Source organism: Pedobacter sp. AW31-3R, from assembly GCF_052180285.1.
Lineage (GTDB): Bacteria > Bacteroidota > Bacteroidia > Sphingobacteriales > Sphingobacteriaceae > Pedobacter.
The window spans coordinates 555230-572532 of sequence record NZ_CP197475.1 but is presented as its reverse complement, the minus strand read 5'-3'; the positions used below and the strand labels follow the sequence as shown (position 1 = coordinate 572532).

Annotated in this window: 13 protein-coding genes and 3 tRNA genes; 10 read left to right on the top strand and 6 right to left on the bottom strand. The window is 43.4% G+C overall.

The window, feature by feature from the left end; all coding sequences use genetic code 11:
- The first annotated feature begins 105 nt into the window (after positions 1–105).
- Positions 106–1929, top strand: a complete 1824-nt coding sequence (locus tag ACSBL2_RS02325) for a serine hydrolase domain-containing protein (protein ID WP_442590073.1) — start codon at positions 106–108, stop codon at positions 1927–1929.
- A 215-nt stretch (positions 1930–2144) separates the two neighbouring features.
- Positions 2145–2217, top strand: a tRNA-Thr gene (locus tag ACSBL2_RS02320).
- A 160-nt stretch (positions 2218–2377) separates the two neighbouring features.
- Here the strand turns inward: ACSBL2_RS02320 and ACSBL2_RS02315 are convergent.
- On the bottom strand, positions 2378–3340 hold the full coding sequence (locus tag ACSBL2_RS02315) for an isopenicillin N synthase family dioxygenase (protein ID WP_442590072.1): 963 nt from the start codon (positions 3338–3340) through the stop codon (positions 2378–2380).
- Between the two features lie 310 nt (positions 3341–3650).
- On the opposite strand from ACSBL2_RS02315, the gene msrA reads away from it, so the two are divergent.
- Positions 3651–4250, top strand: a complete 600-nt coding sequence (msrA, locus tag ACSBL2_RS02310; RefSeq protein WP_442590071.1) for a peptide-methionine (S)-S-oxide reductase MsrA — start codon at positions 3651–3653, stop codon at positions 4248–4250.
- Between the two features lie 131 nt (positions 4251–4381).
- Here the strand turns inward: msrA and ACSBL2_RS02305 are convergent, their stop codons facing one another.
- Both ACSBL2_RS02305 and ACSBL2_RS02300 read right to left on the bottom strand, forming a co-directional pair.
- Positions 4382–5704 (bottom strand): SGNH/GDSL hydrolase family protein, encoded by a 1323-nt coding sequence (locus tag ACSBL2_RS02305; protein WP_442590070.1) that lies wholly within the window; start codon positions 5702–5704, stop codon positions 4382–4384.
- 72 nt (positions 5705–5776) lie between these two features.
- Positions 5777–6991, bottom strand: coding sequence for an OmpP1/FadL family transporter (locus tag ACSBL2_RS02300; RefSeq protein ID WP_442590069.1), 1215 nt, complete (start codon positions 6989–6991; stop codon positions 5777–5779).
- Between the two features lie 386 nt (positions 6992–7377).
- Between ACSBL2_RS02300 and ACSBL2_RS02295 the strand changes: the two genes are divergently transcribed.
- From ACSBL2_RS02295 to ACSBL2_RS02285, 3 genes are all read left to right on the top strand, one after another.
- Complete coding sequence (locus ACSBL2_RS02295) at positions 7378–8010, top strand: NAD(P)H-dependent oxidoreductase (protein WP_442590068.1); 633 nt, start codon at positions 7378–7380, stop codon at positions 8008–8010.
- Positions 8011–8249: 239 nt separating this feature from the next.
- Complete coding sequence (locus tag ACSBL2_RS02290; protein WP_442590067.1) at positions 8250–10970, top strand: carboxypeptidase regulatory-like domain-containing protein; 2721 nt, start codon at positions 8250–8252, stop codon at positions 10968–10970.
- Between the two features lie 407 nt (positions 10971–11377).
- Positions 11378–11539, top strand: coding sequence for a hypothetical protein (locus ACSBL2_RS02285; RefSeq protein ID WP_442590066.1), 162 nt, complete (start codon positions 11378–11380; stop codon positions 11537–11539).
- 80 nt (positions 11540–11619) lie between these two features.
- On the opposite strand, the gene ACSBL2_RS02280 is transcribed toward ACSBL2_RS02285, so the two are convergent.
- The 3 genes from ACSBL2_RS02280 to ACSBL2_RS02270 all read right to left on the bottom strand — a co-directional run bounded on the left by ACSBL2_RS02280 (position 11620) and on the right by ACSBL2_RS02270 (position 15213).
- Positions 11620–12762: a putative sensor domain DACNV-containing protein gene (locus ACSBL2_RS02280; RefSeq protein WP_442590065.1), complete on the bottom strand. Its 1143-nt coding sequence runs from the start codon at positions 12760–12762 to the stop codon at positions 11620–11622.
- A gap of 51 nt (positions 12763–12813) precedes the next feature.
- Positions 12814–13758, bottom strand: coding sequence for a 23S rRNA (adenine(1618)-N(6))-methyltransferase RlmF (gene rlmF, locus ACSBL2_RS02275; RefSeq protein ID WP_442590064.1), 945 nt, complete (start codon positions 13756–13758; stop codon positions 12814–12816).
- Between the two features lie 138 nt (positions 13759–13896).
- The gene (locus tag ACSBL2_RS02270) at positions 13897–15213 is read right to left on the bottom strand and encodes a sugar MFS transporter (protein ID WP_442590063.1); all 1317 of its coding nucleotides are present in this window, start codon (positions 15211–15213) and stop codon (positions 13897–13899) included.
- Positions 15214–15460: 247 nt separating this feature from the next.
- Here ACSBL2_RS02270 and ACSBL2_RS02265 point away from each other — a divergent pair, with 247 nt between their 5' ends.
- From ACSBL2_RS02265 to ACSBL2_RS02250, 4 genes are all read left to right on the top strand, one after another.
- Positions 15461–15808 (top strand): diacylglycerol kinase family protein, encoded by a 348-nt coding sequence (locus ACSBL2_RS02265; protein ID WP_442590062.1) that lies wholly within the window; start codon positions 15461–15463, stop codon positions 15806–15808.
- Positions 15809–15810: 2 nt separating this feature from the next.
- Positions 15811–16536, top strand: a complete 726-nt coding sequence (recO, locus tag ACSBL2_RS02260) for a DNA repair protein RecO (protein ID WP_442590061.1) — start codon at positions 15811–15813, stop codon at positions 16534–16536.
- Positions 16537–16643: 107 nt separating this feature from the next.
- A tRNA-Val gene (locus ACSBL2_RS02255) sits at positions 16644–16721 on the top strand.
- A 56-nt stretch (positions 16722–16777) separates the two neighbouring features.
- Positions 16778–16852, top strand: a tRNA-Val gene (locus ACSBL2_RS02250).
- Positions 16853–17303: the final 451 nt, after the last annotated feature.

Genomic DNA, 17303 nt, shown 5'->3' with positions numbered 1-17303 from the left:
AAATAAGCCTTATACTTCAATCTTTTGATTATAAATACGGACAAATGACTGAGCCCCCATATCCTTTTTATTATCTTTAACGTTTTGATTGAACAAGAATTATTTATGATAAAGCATCACCTGATTAAAAATATCACCATTGGCATCATTGCCCTCTGTTCATTCAGTGCATGTGCCCAGGAACATAAAAAAAACGAAGATTTACTGCAAGTCAACCACAGTATACTGCTGCATACGGTGCTGTTAAACAATCAGAAGGCGGAGGTTCCTGTAGACTCCCTTGGCAAAAAAAATATTGCTGCGGTGAGTCTCGGTTATGCCTATAAAACCGAATTTGACAGCCTGCTGAACAAGTATGCAAAAATCACGTCCTTCAGTGCTGAAACCTACCCTGCCACGGCAGAACTGTACAAGCTGGAAGACGACCTGAAATATTTCAATACCCTGATTATCGCTATACCGGACAACGAAGTGAATAACCCCCGGTATATGAATTTCATCCATGCGGTAGCCAAAAACAAGGAAGTAATCATTGCCCTGTTTGGCGACGGAAGCAGTCTCCCAAAATTCGATCACCTGACCGCTCCGATTGTATGGTCTGAAGATAAATCCGCCGCTGCGGCATTGCTTGTTCCGCAGCTGATTTTTGGTGGTATTCCTGCCGGAAACCTGTTGACCACCAGCTATTCCGGAAAATACCTTAAAGGATCCGGTTTCCATACGGCCGTTACGCGGCTAAAATATACGCTTCCTGAAGATGCAGGGGTAAATGCCAGCGATCTCAAAGCGATTGATGACATCACTGCTGAAGCGATCAGGGCGAAAGCTGCCCCGGGGATGGTGGTATTGGTGGCGAAGGATGGCAAGGTGATTTTCAATAAGGCCTATGGCAACCATACTTACGATGGTGCGGCAGATAAAATTACCGATATTTTCGACCTGGCTTCCATCACCAAAATTACGGCCACTACGCCCATGGTGATGCGCCTGGTAGAAGAAAAAAAATTAAACCTGGATACCAATATCGGTGCCTATATCGCAATGGCCAGGAGCACAGCAATGAACAATATCAGCGTGAAAGAGGTGATGCTGCACCAGGCGGGATTTATACCCTATATCCCATTTCATGATGGGGTCAGGGAAACTGACCACAGTTCCGATTCTTCCGCAGCTTTCCCAACCAAAGTAGCCGATGGTTATTATATCAGGAAGGATTATTTCAAGGACGTCATGTGGCCCAAAATGCTGAATGCCCCGATCAGGACACGTGGTAAATATGTATACAGCGATATCAGTATGTATGTGATGAAAGATATTGTGGAACATATCAGCTCAGAACCACTGAATGAATATGTAGCCGAAAACTTTTACACTCCCCTGGGGATGCAGACCGCAGGGTTCCTGCCCAGGAACAGGTTCAGCAGGGAACAGATTATCCCTACGGAAAATGATACCTATTTCAGGAAGACCTTGCTGGTGGGATATGTACATGACCAGGGTGCAGCCCTTGTCGGGGGAGTATCAGGACATGCTGGCCTGTTCGCCAGTTCAAATGACATGGCGATCATGTACCAGATGTTATTGAATAAAGGAACTTATGGGGGAGAACAATATTTCAAACCGCAAACGGTGGAGACTTTTACAGCACGCCAGTCCACTGTCAGCCGCAGAGGTTTGGGATTCGACCGCTGGGATCCGGACCTGACGAAGAAATATCCTTCAGCAACAGCCTCCCCGCAAACTTACGGACATACGGGCTATACCGGAACGGCAGTTTGGGTAGACCCGTCACGGGGATTGATCTATATCTTTTTGTCTAACCGGGTAAATCCGGGCGTGACCGACAAGCTGGTAAAAATGGGAATCCGTTCAAGGATCCAGGATGTGATCAATAAAGCTATTGATAAAGGCGTATCCCCAACTAAATAATGGTGGTTTCCTGCGTCATTTATCATTTACGCCATCCTGTGCAGCATCAGCATACCGGATACAATTACAGAGGACTATAGCCCCGGGGCTTCTATTTTTTCCGCCTCTGAAACAGCAAGATATACCTGAGGGATAAAAAAAGTGAAAAGAAGATTTTGTAATAAGAACCAAAATTTCTATAATTGCAGCCCGGTTAGCCATATAGCTAACCAGAGGCCTTCTTAGCTCAGCTGGTAGAGCAACTGACTTGTAATCAGTAGGTCATTGGTTCGATCCCGATAGAAGGCTCAAAAAAAAGAGGAAACAGAAATGTTTACCTCTTTTTTGCTTTTACAGCCATTCCATTAAAAACGGCCGTTCCTCCCTTACCCGGGTGGCCCATATTGATCCTGGAGGATGTAGAGATGAAAATATACAAAAAGAGGCCGGTCGGCCTCTTCCTTAGAATCTATTTCTTTAATCCGATTTCTCTCAGGCGTTCATCAAGATACTCCCCTGCGGTCATATCCGAATACACTTTTGGGTGTGCTTCATCAATACAGGAATCCAGGCTTGTCAAATCCATATCCGAACGTGGATGGAGGAAAAAAGGCACAGAGAAACGTGAGGTCTTCATCAGTTCTCTTGGCGGATTCACCACCCGGTGTGTTGTAGAACGCAGTTTATTATTCGTCAGGCGCTGCAACATATCCCCTACATTCACCACAATATCCGAATGGTGTGCTTTTATCGGCAACCATTCATTGCTTCTGGTCAGCACTTCAAGTCCATCGGCACTTGCGCCAATCAGTAAAGTAATCAGGTTGATATCCTCATGCGCCCCTGCCCTCACGGCATCGTCAGGAATAGCATCCGGATTTTCAATAGGAAAATAGTGAATGCCCCTTAGTATAGAATTCCCATTATGGACATGTCCGTCAAAATAATCCACCGGCAGTTCCAGATAAGTTGCAATGGCGCGCAGCAAATGTTTACCATTACTTTCCAGTTTCTGATAAATTTCATTGGTCACTTCATTGAAACCAGGAATCTCTTCCAGGTATTCATTATCAGGGTACTGGAATTTTATAGGATCCCCGTCGGTAACGGTCTGCCCTATCTGCCAGAATTCTTTCAGGTCGGCCGTCTTTGCGCCCTTTGCTGTTTCTTTACCCGGACTGGTATAACCGCGCTGGCCGGCAAGTTCAGGTTTTTCATATTTCGCCTTCTGGTCTGCCGGCAAACCAAATACGCCCTGAATATTCTCGTACAACTTGTCAATCAGCTCCTGGCTCAGTCCGTGATTGGTAATGGTTACAAAACCTGAATCATTGAAAGCCCTGCCCAGCGCATCAGAAAACTTTTTACGTTGTTCTTCTGTTCCATTGATATAAGAACCAAGGTCCAATGTAGGGATATAAGGTGTAGACATAGTAAATTAATTAGTTTGCAATTGTAACCTAAATTATAAAACAATTGTGGATAAACCTTAAAAAAGCAGTCTAAAAACAAATAATACATTCATCAGCAGATATTTAAGTTATTAACAACAGCATTATCTCCAGCAAACAATATCAGCATATTGTAATATTAGGAACACTGGAAGCCGATCGAAAACTATACTGCAGTGCATTGCGTAATTTTACCTGAAAGAAAGGCACTACCATTCATCCAGCACAGGAGGAACATAAAAAACTTCCGGTGATGGACAAAAGACCTCACCTTTTTAACATCCACACCTTATGAAATACCTATCAATTATGGCATTAGTCCTCTTATCCGTGACCAGTGCCACAGCACAATCCAAAAAAATACAGAAAGCAACCTTTGGCATGGGATGTTTCTGGTGTTCAGAAGCACTCTTTGACCGCCTTGATGGCGTAGTGAGCGTAAAGTCCGGATATGAAGGCGGAAAAATCGCCAATCCTTCGTACGAAGATGTCTGCACTGGCACCACAGGCCACGCGGAAGTGGTTGAAGTCAGTTATGAACCCTCAAAAATATCATATGACGAATTGCTGGAAGTATTCTGGAAAAGTCATGATGCCACTACACTTAACCGTCAGGGAGCAGATGTTGGCACACAATACCGCTCGGTGATCTTCTACAGTAATGCCGAACAGAAAGCGCTTGCTGAACAATACAAAGCAGAGCTGAACAAAACCAATGCATTCGGTAAACCGGTAGTTACAGAAATCACCAAGGCAAGCCCTTTTTATGTGGCGGAAAGTTATCACCAGGATTACTTCAATAAAAATTCAAACCAGCCTTATTGCCGGCTTGTGATCCTTCCTAAAATGGAAAAACTGGAGAAAGTATTCAAGGCTAAGCTGAAACACTAGCCACTCCGGAAGATTTGAAGATAAACCGATTCCTATTTTACAGGAAAGGCCCGCATTTTAACAACTAATGCGGGCCTTTCCTGTAAAAAAGACTGCCTGAAAGCAGCTTCCATTAAAAATCATGAGCTGGATTAAGGGAATTTTACGCCCCTGTATTTGGTCACATCAACAATAGGGATAGTTGAGCCGTATTTCGAATTAATCGATTTGATAAACTCGTTGGCAATAATAGAATAGCCCAGCGGGGTCAGGTGAATGCCGTCAAGGGAGAAAAGGTTACCGGTAATAAACGCCGCACTCACTGCAGCACCATTCACCATTTTCCCTGCCCCATATTCTTTTAATAAAGCATTGGCATCCACTATGGCCAGCCCCTTGGCATTGGCAACCGACTTAATCGTTTCATTATACGCATTGGTATAATCCACAACGGTGGCTGCTTCATCTGCATCCAGTACCCATTTGCTTTCAATAGGGTTCAAGGGATGCAGACCATAAGGGATACCACCTGCGTTAGGCACACCAATCACATTGGCTGAACTTAGCGTCAGCAGGAAATAATCCTGTGCCGTAGCTGGCCTTACTGCCGCAGTGCCTGTACGGATAAACAATTGCGTCACCGTTGGTGCAGAAGCCTGTACCGCTGTGAGCAGACTGGCCAGTGTCACTGTCCTGAAAAACGGGGTACTCAATACATCAGGTATTGTTGCCACAACTCCTTTTGCCTGTGTTCCTGAAGCAGCACCTCCGGCGACCAGCTTTGTTGCAGCAGCATTATACAAAGCGGTAAAAGTTGCCTTAGGCGTAGGTGCATCAGCAGCAGATGCCCCTCCAGTGGTCGCATACCCCAATACATCGTTGTTCCCTAACCACATACTGAAAAAAGTAAAAGGTTTGGACGTTACAAAATCCAGGTAGGCTGTAGTATTCGCCGGAGCATCATTAGGCAGCAGGCGTTCATAATAGGGGTTCAGGTTTCCATAGCCCTGAAAGGTGACCAATCCCAGTTTAATGCCAGGAACACCATAGTTATTTAATTCACCTGTATATTTCGTCAACAAAACCACATTACCGAAACCAGGGATAGTCACCTGCCCCCTGACAGCCTGGGCTGCTACATCTCCCAGGATGGGTAAGCCTGTTGCACTAAATCCTGTCAGCTTTTTATAACCGCTTCCATCAGCCTGGTCGGCATTAAAAAATGGGGTATGGAACGCGCCGCCGCCAACGGTCTTCATTTGTGTGGCGATCATCTCAGGAAAGGAATTCTGCTGTCCTTCCAGGTACAGCCCACCGTCTGCAAATCCGGAGGTAAGTGAATTTCCGACAGCAATGTAACGTGTAAAATCGGCCGTTCCTTTTGAAGGAGTGACCTCTTTTAATTCTGGTTTGCAGGAAGCCATTGCAAAAACAGCAACTGCAAGAATACTTTTAACTATGATTTGTGATTTCATCAGATTTGAGGATTAAATGTGGATGTGCAATAATATTTTATTGCAGGGATAGGTTCATTGGCAGGTAGCAGCTTACCATCGGTAAGAAAAGGAAATACCGGGAATATAGGCTACGGTTTTAAACTCTCCGTTCAGGCCCGTTTCAATATTGGTTTCACTCCTTGCTTTTACATTTTCATACAGGAAAGACAAATCGATACTCAACCTGTCAGACGCCCGGTATCCCAGGCCCGCACTTAACAACAGACGGTCCGCATCAGGTACTTCCGGTGTCACATATCCCTTTCCAACAGGCGTGAAGGCATACCCCACCCCTGCACGCAATGCCAGTCGCGAGGTCGTCTGGTGTTGCACACCCAGACGTAAAGCAGCCGCATCATGGTAATTCCTTGGCGACTCCGTATCCGGGATCCTCGCATTGTTGTCATAATCAAAAGCAAGCTCCTTGTATTTGTTCCAATGTACCCAGTTCACATCCAGTGCTATGGTAGTCTTTTCCGATGGGTAGAATCCAAATCCTATAGTAGTCGTTGCAGGCAAAGGCAGTTCTGCATTAAATTTCGAAGGGAACGAGCTGATCAGGGCTTCGGGAACATCAAATATGGCATCGCCGTCTTTCACCTTTGCAGTCACCTGCGAACGGTGGGTAACCCCGATGGAAACACCCGAAATTGTTTCTACATAAATACCTGCATTCCAGCCGAAGTTACTTGTCGTACCTTCCAGTTTAGCTGTCCCACTCTGTCCATTCGCCAATGTCAGCGGCACTGCCCTGCGCAGGTCTACCTTGCCATGAGCATACACAAAACCTGCACCAATACCGATATTGTCCGTAATTTTATAACTCAGCGTCGGCTGCACATAAATAGCCTGCAGGTCGAGTGAGGTGACCGTATATTTGCCGGTCCAGTTTTCTTCCCAGTGCATGGCGCCCCCGAATGGCGTATAAACCCCCAGTCCGAACCTTAAACGTCCTTCAGGAGATCCGAATACCCCATAGGCCATTGCTGGCGTAGCAATCTTGTCTTTATTGTATTCTGTAATATTTGATCCTGCTTCGCGAAAAGCTGTTTTCAGGTAAAGGGGACTGACACCGGCTTGTACTCCATTTTGTTTTAAAAATGACACTGCACCGGGATTAAAAAATACAGCGGCTTCATCCAGTGCAACTCCTGTTCCTGCACCGGCCATACCGATTTGTTTTTGTCCCTGAAGGTTTACCTGGAAAGATTGGGAATAGCCCAGAATGGGCAAGCCCAGTAAAATACTTAGTAAAATCTTTTTCATACTTGGTTAGAATTAATGGTGTTCGTGGTATAGTTAAAAAAAGCGTCTTCCCCATGTGCTCATTTCTACTAACAAACGAAAGTTAAAGTAGTTTGGTTCAGACATCTTATGCTTGCATAACAAGATAACGAGTTTAACCAATAAAAACACCTAATCCAAATATTAGCCGATATTTATTTTGCGGCTAAACAAGAAAAGGCAACAACCAAATTCACCTGTCATCAATAGATGGAGTTACCACCAACAGATTGCGTTTGCTTATCATTTTAAAGTAAAAATAGAATCATGGTCCAAAAGATATCCTTAACAAGCATACATTTGCTAACACTGTTATTAATTAACTGTTATAACAGCAACACAAGATTTTAAAACATAAAAAATAAGACATGAGTTTATTGGATGCCCTAAAGTGGCGGTACGCAGCAAAAAAAATGAACGGAGAAAAAGTTCAGCAGGAAAAAGTAGATCAGATCATTGAGGCAGCACGTCTTGCCCCAACTTCTTCGGGTTTACAGCCATTTAATGTAATTGTGGTCACCAATCCGGAATTGAAAGCTAAAATACAGACCATTGCCTTTGGACAATCGCAGGTAGCAGATGCTTCACACCTGTTGGTTTTTGCGGCATGGGACAAATACACCGAAGAAAGGATCAGGTCTGTATTTGCCAATACAAATACTGAACGCGGAATTCCTGCAGAAACGATCTCTGATTATGAAGTCCAGTTAACAGGTAACTATACCACAAAATCTGCTGAAGAAAATTATGCCCATGCCGCCAGACAAGCCTATATCGCTTTCGGTATCGCTATCGCTGAAGCAGCATTGCTGAAAGTAGATGCTACACCGATGGAAGGCTTTAACCCTGCTGAGCTTGATGCCCTGTTAGGCCTCGGCGAACGTGGCCTGCGTAGCGTGACCCTATTGCCATTGGGTTACAGGGATGAAGCAAATGACTGGTTAGTTAACCTTAAAAAGGTACGTAAACCTTCAAAAGAATTCATTATCGAGTTTAACTAAGCAATAATGATGACCGGCAACCGGTTATCATTAAAAAGGAAAGGGAAGTGGACTGATCCACTTCCCTTTTTTTATTCCTGGGCAATAGTATTCAATTCCCTCCAGCCCCTATTCCTGTAAAAATGTTGTTGCCCTCCGGCAAGCAAATGTCAAAAAGTGTTAAAGCACTTGGAGAAATAGGGAAGCTCAGTTCATAAATGAATATATTAGCGAGATTAATTGCGTTTTATTAGATATTCATGAACTATTTAAAATTATCATTTGCATTTTTTATACTCTCCCTGTCTTTAAATCTTCATGTCTCTGCACAACAGGATACTACGATTTTAAGCAACATCCTCAATAAATCGAAGATCATTGCCGAACAATACCCGGCGGAAAAAGTTTATCTCCATTTCGATAAGCCCTACTATAGTGTAGCAGACACGATTTTCTTCAAAGCTTACCTCACTTTTGAACAGAACTTACCTTCACAGCTGAGTAAAGTTGTCTATGTAGATTTAATGGACAGTCAGGATTCACTCGTTCAGTCCCTGAAATTACCGGTCACCCAAAGCGTGGCTTATGGCAGCATTCCGCTTGACATGGTAAATTTCAAACAGGGGAACTATTATGTACGTGCCTATACGGTATGGATGTTTAACTCCAGTCCTGATTATTTCTTCACCAAAACGATCCCTATCGGGGAAGCGATCGACAAGAAGCTCATCACCCATTTGAGCTACGATAATATAGAAAACGAGAAAGGGCAGACAATTGAAGCACAGATCCAGTTTAAAAACATGGACAAGATTCCATACATGAACCGAAGTGTAACCTGGAGTGTCACTTCCAACTATGCCGTGGTGAGTAAGGGTAAAGGGGTAACCGATAAAAACGGGATCCTGAAAATCAGTATCAATGCCAAAAAAAATGAACCCATCACCAAGGGAAACCTCAGCACAGAGCTTACCGCAGGTACTGAAGTCATACCGGCATCCTTCGTCCTCAAACCAAAATCAGGCAACAATGATGTCCAGTTTTTTCCTGAAGGAGGCGACCTGATCAAAGGGCTTCCTACACAAGTTGCGTTCAAAGCCATCAAGCCCAACGGACTGGGGATAGACCTTACGGGTACGGTGACCGACAACGATGGAAATCAGATTGCCACCTTCAATTCTACCCATCTTGGAATGGGTTCCTTCTACCTGAACACGGAAGGCGCGAAGACCTATAAAGCGAACATTACCTTCAAAGACGGGACAAAAAAGAGCTTCGATTTACCAAAAGCTGTAGAATCGGGGATATCTATCCAGGCTGCGCCCTCCACTGCAGGCATGATCAACTTTAAAATTGTTGCCAATGATGCCTATTTCCAGCAAAACCAGGGCAAAGGATTATCCATTGTTGCGCAGAATGGTGGACGCGTATATTATGCAGCCCAGTCAAAGCTGAGCACCCAGATGACCATGGCAAAAGTATCGACAGACAAATTCCCTTCCGGAATTATACAAATGACCTTATTCTCCAGTACCGGGGAACCTGTCAGCGAAAGGCTGTTTTTTGTATTGCATAAAGATGCAATGAACCTCAGCTTAAAGTCGGACTTACCCACCTATAAAGCAAGACAGAAAGTTAAACTCACCATATCTGCCAAAGATTCCACACAACGTGTGGCAGGTAACTTTTCGGTAAGCGTAACAGACTTACAAAAAGTACCGGTAGACGAAAATACAGAAACAACCATTTTAAGCTCACTGCTACTTACATCAGACCTGCAGGGATTTATTGAACGTCCGAACTACTATTTTGTAAAAACAGATGAAAAGAAACTATCGGAACTGGACATTCTGATGCTTACCCAGGGCTACCGCCGTTTTTCTTATGCAAATATCCTGGCCAACAAAATGCCTGCGGTTAACTTCATGCCAGAGCAAGGCATCACCATCACAGGAACTCTGAGAGACAGAACAGGCATGCCGGTAAAAAAAGGGGCACTACGCCTGACCAGTCCGGGACGGATTTTCTCTGCTGAGGCCATTACCACCAACATGGGACTATTTTCTTTCCCTAAGCTGGTATTTGATGATGGTGCCGAACTCGTCCTGAATGCGAAGTTCTATGGCGCAGCAAACAATATGATGATCATGATCGACGATGCCCCCTCACCTGAGATCACCGGAAATCCCAATATTGCCAATGAAAATGCAAATATAGACAGCACCTTATCTGCCTACCTGGATAACAGTAAAAAGCAATACAGCAATCTGCGTACCCTGAAAGAAGTAAAGATTACCGGTGCCCCAGTAAAGAAACCAAGTCATGCCGATCACCCTGCACTGACAGGATTAAGCATGATGGCCGACCACCAGGTTGACGGATCAAGACTTCAGGATTGTAATGACCTCCTTACCTGTCTTAAAACAATGGCCATGGGACTGACATTTGAAGACAATAACTTCTATATTACCAGGGACTACATGCAGGGAAATAAATCTACCCCTGTACAAATATTCATCAATGGAAATGCTGTTGATGCCATATCGGTAAACAGTGTCAATCCACGGGATGTAGAATCGGTAGAGATATTCCTGCAGGATCAACTGGGAACGGTATTCAGGACTTATAACTGTAAAGGAGTAATGGTCATCAATACCAAGAAAGTAGAAAAATCGAACATGACCCTGGCCGACCTGAAAAAGATGATGCCACAAAACAATGTGGTAAAATTCAGTCCGAAGGGATATACCAAGGTCAGAGATTTCTATTCTCCAAAATATGTCACGCAGACCAGCTCCTATACCGGAAATGATTTAAGGACCACCATTTACTGGAATCCAAAGATTGTAACCAATACCACAGGAGATACTGTACTTGAATTCTATAACGCAGATGGTAAAGGTACCTACAGAGCCGTCATTGAAGGAATAGACGAAAATGGAAATGTTGGACGTTACGTATACCGCTATACCGTAAAATAGGTATTTTCCTGAATTCAGTATACGCTGCCTGAAGCGGGTGTCTCCAAATAAAGGGACACCCGCTTTTTTATGCCTTTATCTTTAAATCATTACCCAATTTTTCCTTGCTGTAGGTATTCGAGTCTAGGTTTCGGCCTGCTGTCCCCCATTTTAACTTAATCATATCATTAAATTTATAGGGTTGATCCGGCTGATAAAAAACTGAACAGTAAGCCTCAGAAATCGTCGGCAAAATAGTACATTCTGTAAAAAAACACATACGTAATCAGCTCAATATGAACCCATAAATTGAAAATAAAATAAAAATCGACAGAAAAAAACAGGAGTTATAAACATTTCCACAAATGACTCCACATTTGGCGCAGGCTTTGTGCTACTGAAATACCTCACCTATAAAAAACATGATTATGCTAATTAAAATGAATCTCACCTTACCAACTCTTGCCAGGCAGGAGCGTACCGTACGAAAAGATATTGTACTGAGCAGACAACAGTGGATTGTAATCGACCGTATTGTTATGATGATGTTATTTATAGCCGCAATTACAGGAGTAGTATTAATTTCCTAAAGCACCACTGATTTAAGGCTAATGAAGATGTCATTGCTAAAAATTCATTCCTCATAAATATTAATCTGCAGTGGTACAAATTACAAGAGTAATGTATCAATACGGTGTGCCTGAACCCTGCTTTGTGTGGGTGACCAGCTGTATATGGTAAAATGGCCATCCTGCGAGGCTACAAGTGCTATTGCATCCTTCTGGTCGTGTACAAACTGTGCCGCTGAAAGGTGCCGTGTACCGCCTACCTTCGCAGGGTGCATCACTACCGCATCCCCTCCTGCAATGGGTTCTACAAATGAGAGTTCTTCAATAGGATCTTTCCCCTTAGCGCGTCCGATTTTTGCACCAAAAGCCAACAATTCATACTCGTTGCTGATTACGGTCGCTCCATCCACCGCTGTTAAACCAGCCAAGTGTTCAACTTCCCTTTTCAGGGCTGTCTGCCAGAAAATCTGGCTTGCTTCCTTCCTGTCCTGACGCAATAAATTGGACAAGCCACAAAAGGCTGGCTGAATACCATACTGGATAGGCTTAATCATAGATTGTAACCAATTTCTTGTACCATTGGGCACCACAAGCAATGTTCCTCCACGTTGGTGGGAACGCATGGATACAGCAAGCTGAATCAGGACGTTCACGGCATCATTCCAATAAGAAGGGGCAGTGAGGTCCAGCAGGGAAAGCAGCATGGGTGGACAATCCGGAAGCCGTGCTGTATTCACATCCACGATTTTAATCTGGTCGCCTTTTAAAACCGCAATATTGGTGAACTTACCAAAACCATAAATGCGCCGGTGTTTAATCACCAGCAGTGCAGGTTCAGACACATCCAGTACAAAACAGAAATTAGGGATACTCGTCGTTGTGCCCCAGATATACAGCTCTTCCTCTTCATACCAAACCCCGATATGGATCCCGGCACGTTCCACTCCCGGTGCCAGTTTCGTCAGTACAGCGGGATTCAGCGGCAGGTGTTGTTTGAATAATAAAGGATTTCCCGCCTGTTGCGGAGGCAAAAAGGCGAGTGATATTTTTGGGGAATGCCCTTCTTCTTTTCTCAGGCTTGCCCAGAATGTAGCGTCAATGATGGCTTCTACAATAGATGCAGAAGGCAATGGTGCCAGATCTTCTTCCCCACTTTCAGCAGCAGTAGCAAGATGCTGGGCAAAAATGGCTTCTACCTTTGGTGCAATAATTTTTGCCGCCTGATACGTGGTTTTATAGATCATGCTTTAAAGTTAAGTTATTCATTTTGTCCTGCAAAATATTTGAAATCAACCTTATCGCCAGCGCTTTTTACTCCATGCCGCCCGCTCTTCAGCAGAAAGAAATGTCCATGCGACAAAACGGCTCTGTTTCTGTCCCTGTGCCATTTCAACCGTGTTTACTTTCGCCGCACCAGCTTTATCCAGCGCATAATAAATCATGGAAAGATGTGCACTTTTTGACACCAGCGTGGTGAACCAGCAACAATTTGCAGCCAGGGCAGTACTTTCTTCCACCATTTTCCTGATAAACTCCAGCTCCCCGCCTTTACACCATAACTCGGCATGTTGTCCCCCGAAATTCAATACCGGTTCCCTTCCTTTTTGCTTACCCAGGTTTCTTACTTTGCGTTGTGAGCCCATCCTGGCCTCTTCCGCAGATGAATGGAATGGCGGGTTGCACATCGTCACATCGAAAAACTCTCCCGGTTTGACTATCCCTTTGAAAATATGGTGTGCAGCATGCTGTAAGCGGAAAGTAAGGTGCCCAGTTAATGCAGGGTTCGCTGCCGCAATATTTGTTGCGGCACTCAGTGCGCGTTTATCGATATCAGATCCCACAAACTGCCATCCATATTCCTGATGCCCTATAATCGGATAAATGCTGTTGGCACCCACGCCAATATCAAGCACTTTCACCTTTTGGCCCCGGGGCACGGTATTTTCATTGCCTTCAGCCAGTAAATCTGCCAGATAGTGAATATAATCTGCCCTTCCCGGAATCGGTGGACAAAGGTACCCTTCGGGAATATCCCAGGTGGCAATGCCATAAAAATGGATCAGTAATGCCCTGTTTAGCATTTTTACCGCTTCAGGGTTGGAAAAATCTATCGATTCATCACCATAAGGATTAACAGACACAAAAGGCTGAAGTGCGGGACAGCCCGCAATGAGCTGTGGAAAATCATACCTTGAGCGGTGCAGATTTCTTGGATGGAGGATTTGTTTTTCAACAGACATAAATTAACGCTTGCCCAAAGGTAAGCGTTAATTTATGTATTTATTCAGGTAAAACAGAATTACCCTTCATATTCAACGGCAGGTGCCGGAAAAATTTTGGAAAGTTCGGCTACGTTCGTTTAACCTGAACCAGAAGAACTAGTGGTTAGACTTCACTGGCTGATCCAGGTCTACCACCACACGTTTCATGCAATACAACCCGAAAACAAGGATATACACATAACAGGCCACAGGAATCAGGAACGAATTCTGGATACCCACTGAATCCGCTAATCCACCCTGGATCACGGGCACCAGGGCACCTCCTAAAATCGCCATCACCAATAAAGATGAACCCTGGCTCACATATTTACCCAATCCTGAAATTGCCAGCGTATACACGTTAGAGAACATGATCGAGTTGAATAAACCAATACCTAAAATCGGGTAAACAGCCATACTGCCTTTACTGAAGATCGAGATCAGCAGCAATACAATATTCACGCCTGCAAAGATCACCAGTGTGCGTGCAGGGGCAGATTTACCGATAACGAAGGCAATAATATTTAAGATGATAAATACGATAAAAAAGCTGGTCTGCGCAAAAGTAAGGTCAACAATACTGAATACCAGTACATATACTGCAGCGGCAGTCAGTACCATATAGATTAATTTTTTTGATTGTTCCAGGCTGCTCAGTGAGATCGACCCTAAAAACCTGCCGATCATCGCACCACCCCAGTACAGCGCCAGGTAATTTTTACTGACCACTTCCGGCATATTCATGATATCTTCCTGTGCCATGAAAGCAATCAGTAAACTACCGATACCTACTTCAGCACCAACGTAGGCGAAAATACCGAAAATACCCATTTTTAACTGTGGAAACTTCAATGCACCCAAGCCACCTTTTTCTCCTTCTTCAGAACTGAAGGATGGAAGTTTTACCCTGCTGATGATTAGCGCAAGGACTACCAGGATACCTGCAAAAATAAGGTAAGGGATACGGGTAGAATCTGCCGTTACTTTACCATCCTGAACGAATAAGGTAAAAATCAGGTGTCCTCCAAGTACAGGGGCAATGGTCGTACCGAATGAATTGAACGCCTGTGTCAGGTTTAAGCGGCTTGAGGCCCCTTTTTCATCACCCAGCAGGGTCACATATGCATTCGCGGTAATCTGCAGAATCGTAAAACCTAAACCCAGTACGAACAAGGCGCCAAGGAATACGCTGTATACGCCTAATGTTGCTGCGGGATAAAACAGGCAGCAGCCTACTGCGGAAAGCAATATGCCTGAAATCATTCCCTTTTTATAGCCTACCTTATTCACCGGGTCACCTGTATAATAGGACACCAGGAAATAGATAAGGGAACCAATAAAATAGGCACCAAAAAATGCAAACTGAACTAACATAGACTGCATGAAGGTAAGACTGAACATTTCCTTTAAATGCGGAATAAGAATATCATTCATACAAGTGATAAAACCCCACATAAAGAAAAGGAAAGTCATGGTGACAAGAGGGATTACGAAATTTTGGGATTTAACAGGAGTGCTGGTTTCCATATTGATTATTTGAATCTGAATAAATTAATTACAACTGTAAGTCGAACAAACAAATTAACTGTTTAATGGACTAATAATTGTGTTGGTTAAGTAAAAAAGAAGGATAATGCAGATTTCTATTTTTATGTATAGATTTGATTATCCAACTAATCAGATGCGAAGATTAATAAAAAGTTTTGGATATGCCGTGTCGGGGATCACTTATGTGATAAAAACACAGAATAATTTTAAAATTCATTTGGTGTTGACCCTGTTTGTATGTCTTGCAGGCTGGTATTTCAGCCTTTCAGCAGGGGAATGGCTGTCGATTGTCATTGTCATCGGCCTGGTGCTGGCCACAGAAATGATCAATACTTCCATAGAGCTGCTGGTAGACCTGGTGTCGCCTGACTTCAACCTGGATGCAGGAAGAATAAAAGACATTGCTGCCGCTGCGGTTATGCTTACGGCATTTATTGCAGTAATAGTTGGCGCTATCATATTTATTCCGAAATTTATCTGATTATGCTCCATAAAACACGTGGTATTGTTTTAAAGACAACCTTATACAGCGAAAGCAGTGTAGTGGTGCAAATCTTTACAGAGAAGTTCGGTATTCAGTCCTATATGATCAACGGGGTGAAAAAGCCGAAGGCGAAGATAAAAATGAATATGCTGCAGGCGCTTCACCTGGTGGATATGGTGGTTTACCATAAAACCAATACCAGCATTCAGCGGATTTCTGAATTGCGTCCCTCTCCTGTCTTCAGGAGTATCCCTTATGATATCCTTAAGAGCACCATTGTTCTTTTCCTGAACGAGGTATTGTATAAAAGTATACGTCAGCAACATACCGATGAGAATATCTTTGATTACATTTTCAATGCGATTTCCTGGTTTGACGAAACCGGAGAGGTAAATCCCAGTTTTCATCTCGCCTTTCTGCTGAAACTTTCCCGTTTTCTGGGTTTTGCACCAAGTACCCAAACCAAAAGCGACCAGAGTTACTTCGATTTACAGGAAGGTGAATTTAAATCATTGCCCCCGGTACACCCTTATTTTATTCAGAAAAACGAGGCTGCACTCTTCATTTCCCTTTTTATAACTCCTTTTGAAAAATTAAATGAAATAAAAATGGATAATACGACGCGGAGACTGATTTTAGATAAAATATTGATATACTACACCTTACACACGGCATCTTTTGGAGAAATAAAATCCCATCAGGTACTTGAAGAAGTCTTATCTTAAAAAGATTAAAAAAGTTTTGGAGTTTTAAATTAGAGGTGTATATTTGCACTCCCAACAACGGGGAACAGCTTACTCAGCTGACTTAATTGTAAAAGAGTAGAACCTTGGGGAGATTAGCTCAGCTGGTTCAGAGCACCTGCCTTACAAGCAGGGGGTCACTGGTTCGAACCCAGTATCTCCCACCAATAACCTTTCAGATGTACTTGATCGGGAATATATTGAAATCAATAAAAGAACCTTAGGGAGATTAGCTCAGCTGGTTCAGAGCACCTGCCTTACAAGCAGGGGGTCACTGGTTCGAACCCAGTATCTCCCACGAAAGACTATCTGTTTCAGATAGTCTTTTTTTGTATATACTATTACGCTATCATGGCCTCTGCGTAAAACAAGGATCAAAAAATACCCCATCCAATCCATTGCAATTGATCAGCATTTTTTACGCTTCCACATTCATCTTGCTCAGAAATATCAATGGTGCTCCCACAGTACCGGGAAGCAAATACGAAACCTCCAAAAAAGCAGATTGATTTTAAATCGGGAACCGGTATAGATTTTTCATGCTTATCATAATTTGAAAAAATTAACATACAGCATACTATTAATTATTTTAATATCATATGATGATCATAATTCAAATTATATGTATACAGATTTTAAGTGATTGTCATCGATATCTGTTCGGTACGTCCTCGGTCAGAGAGCGACTCAGGTGCATATTATTTCCGTGAAAAGTCCGTGTAAAAATCACTAGTGTTTTTTACCCCCTC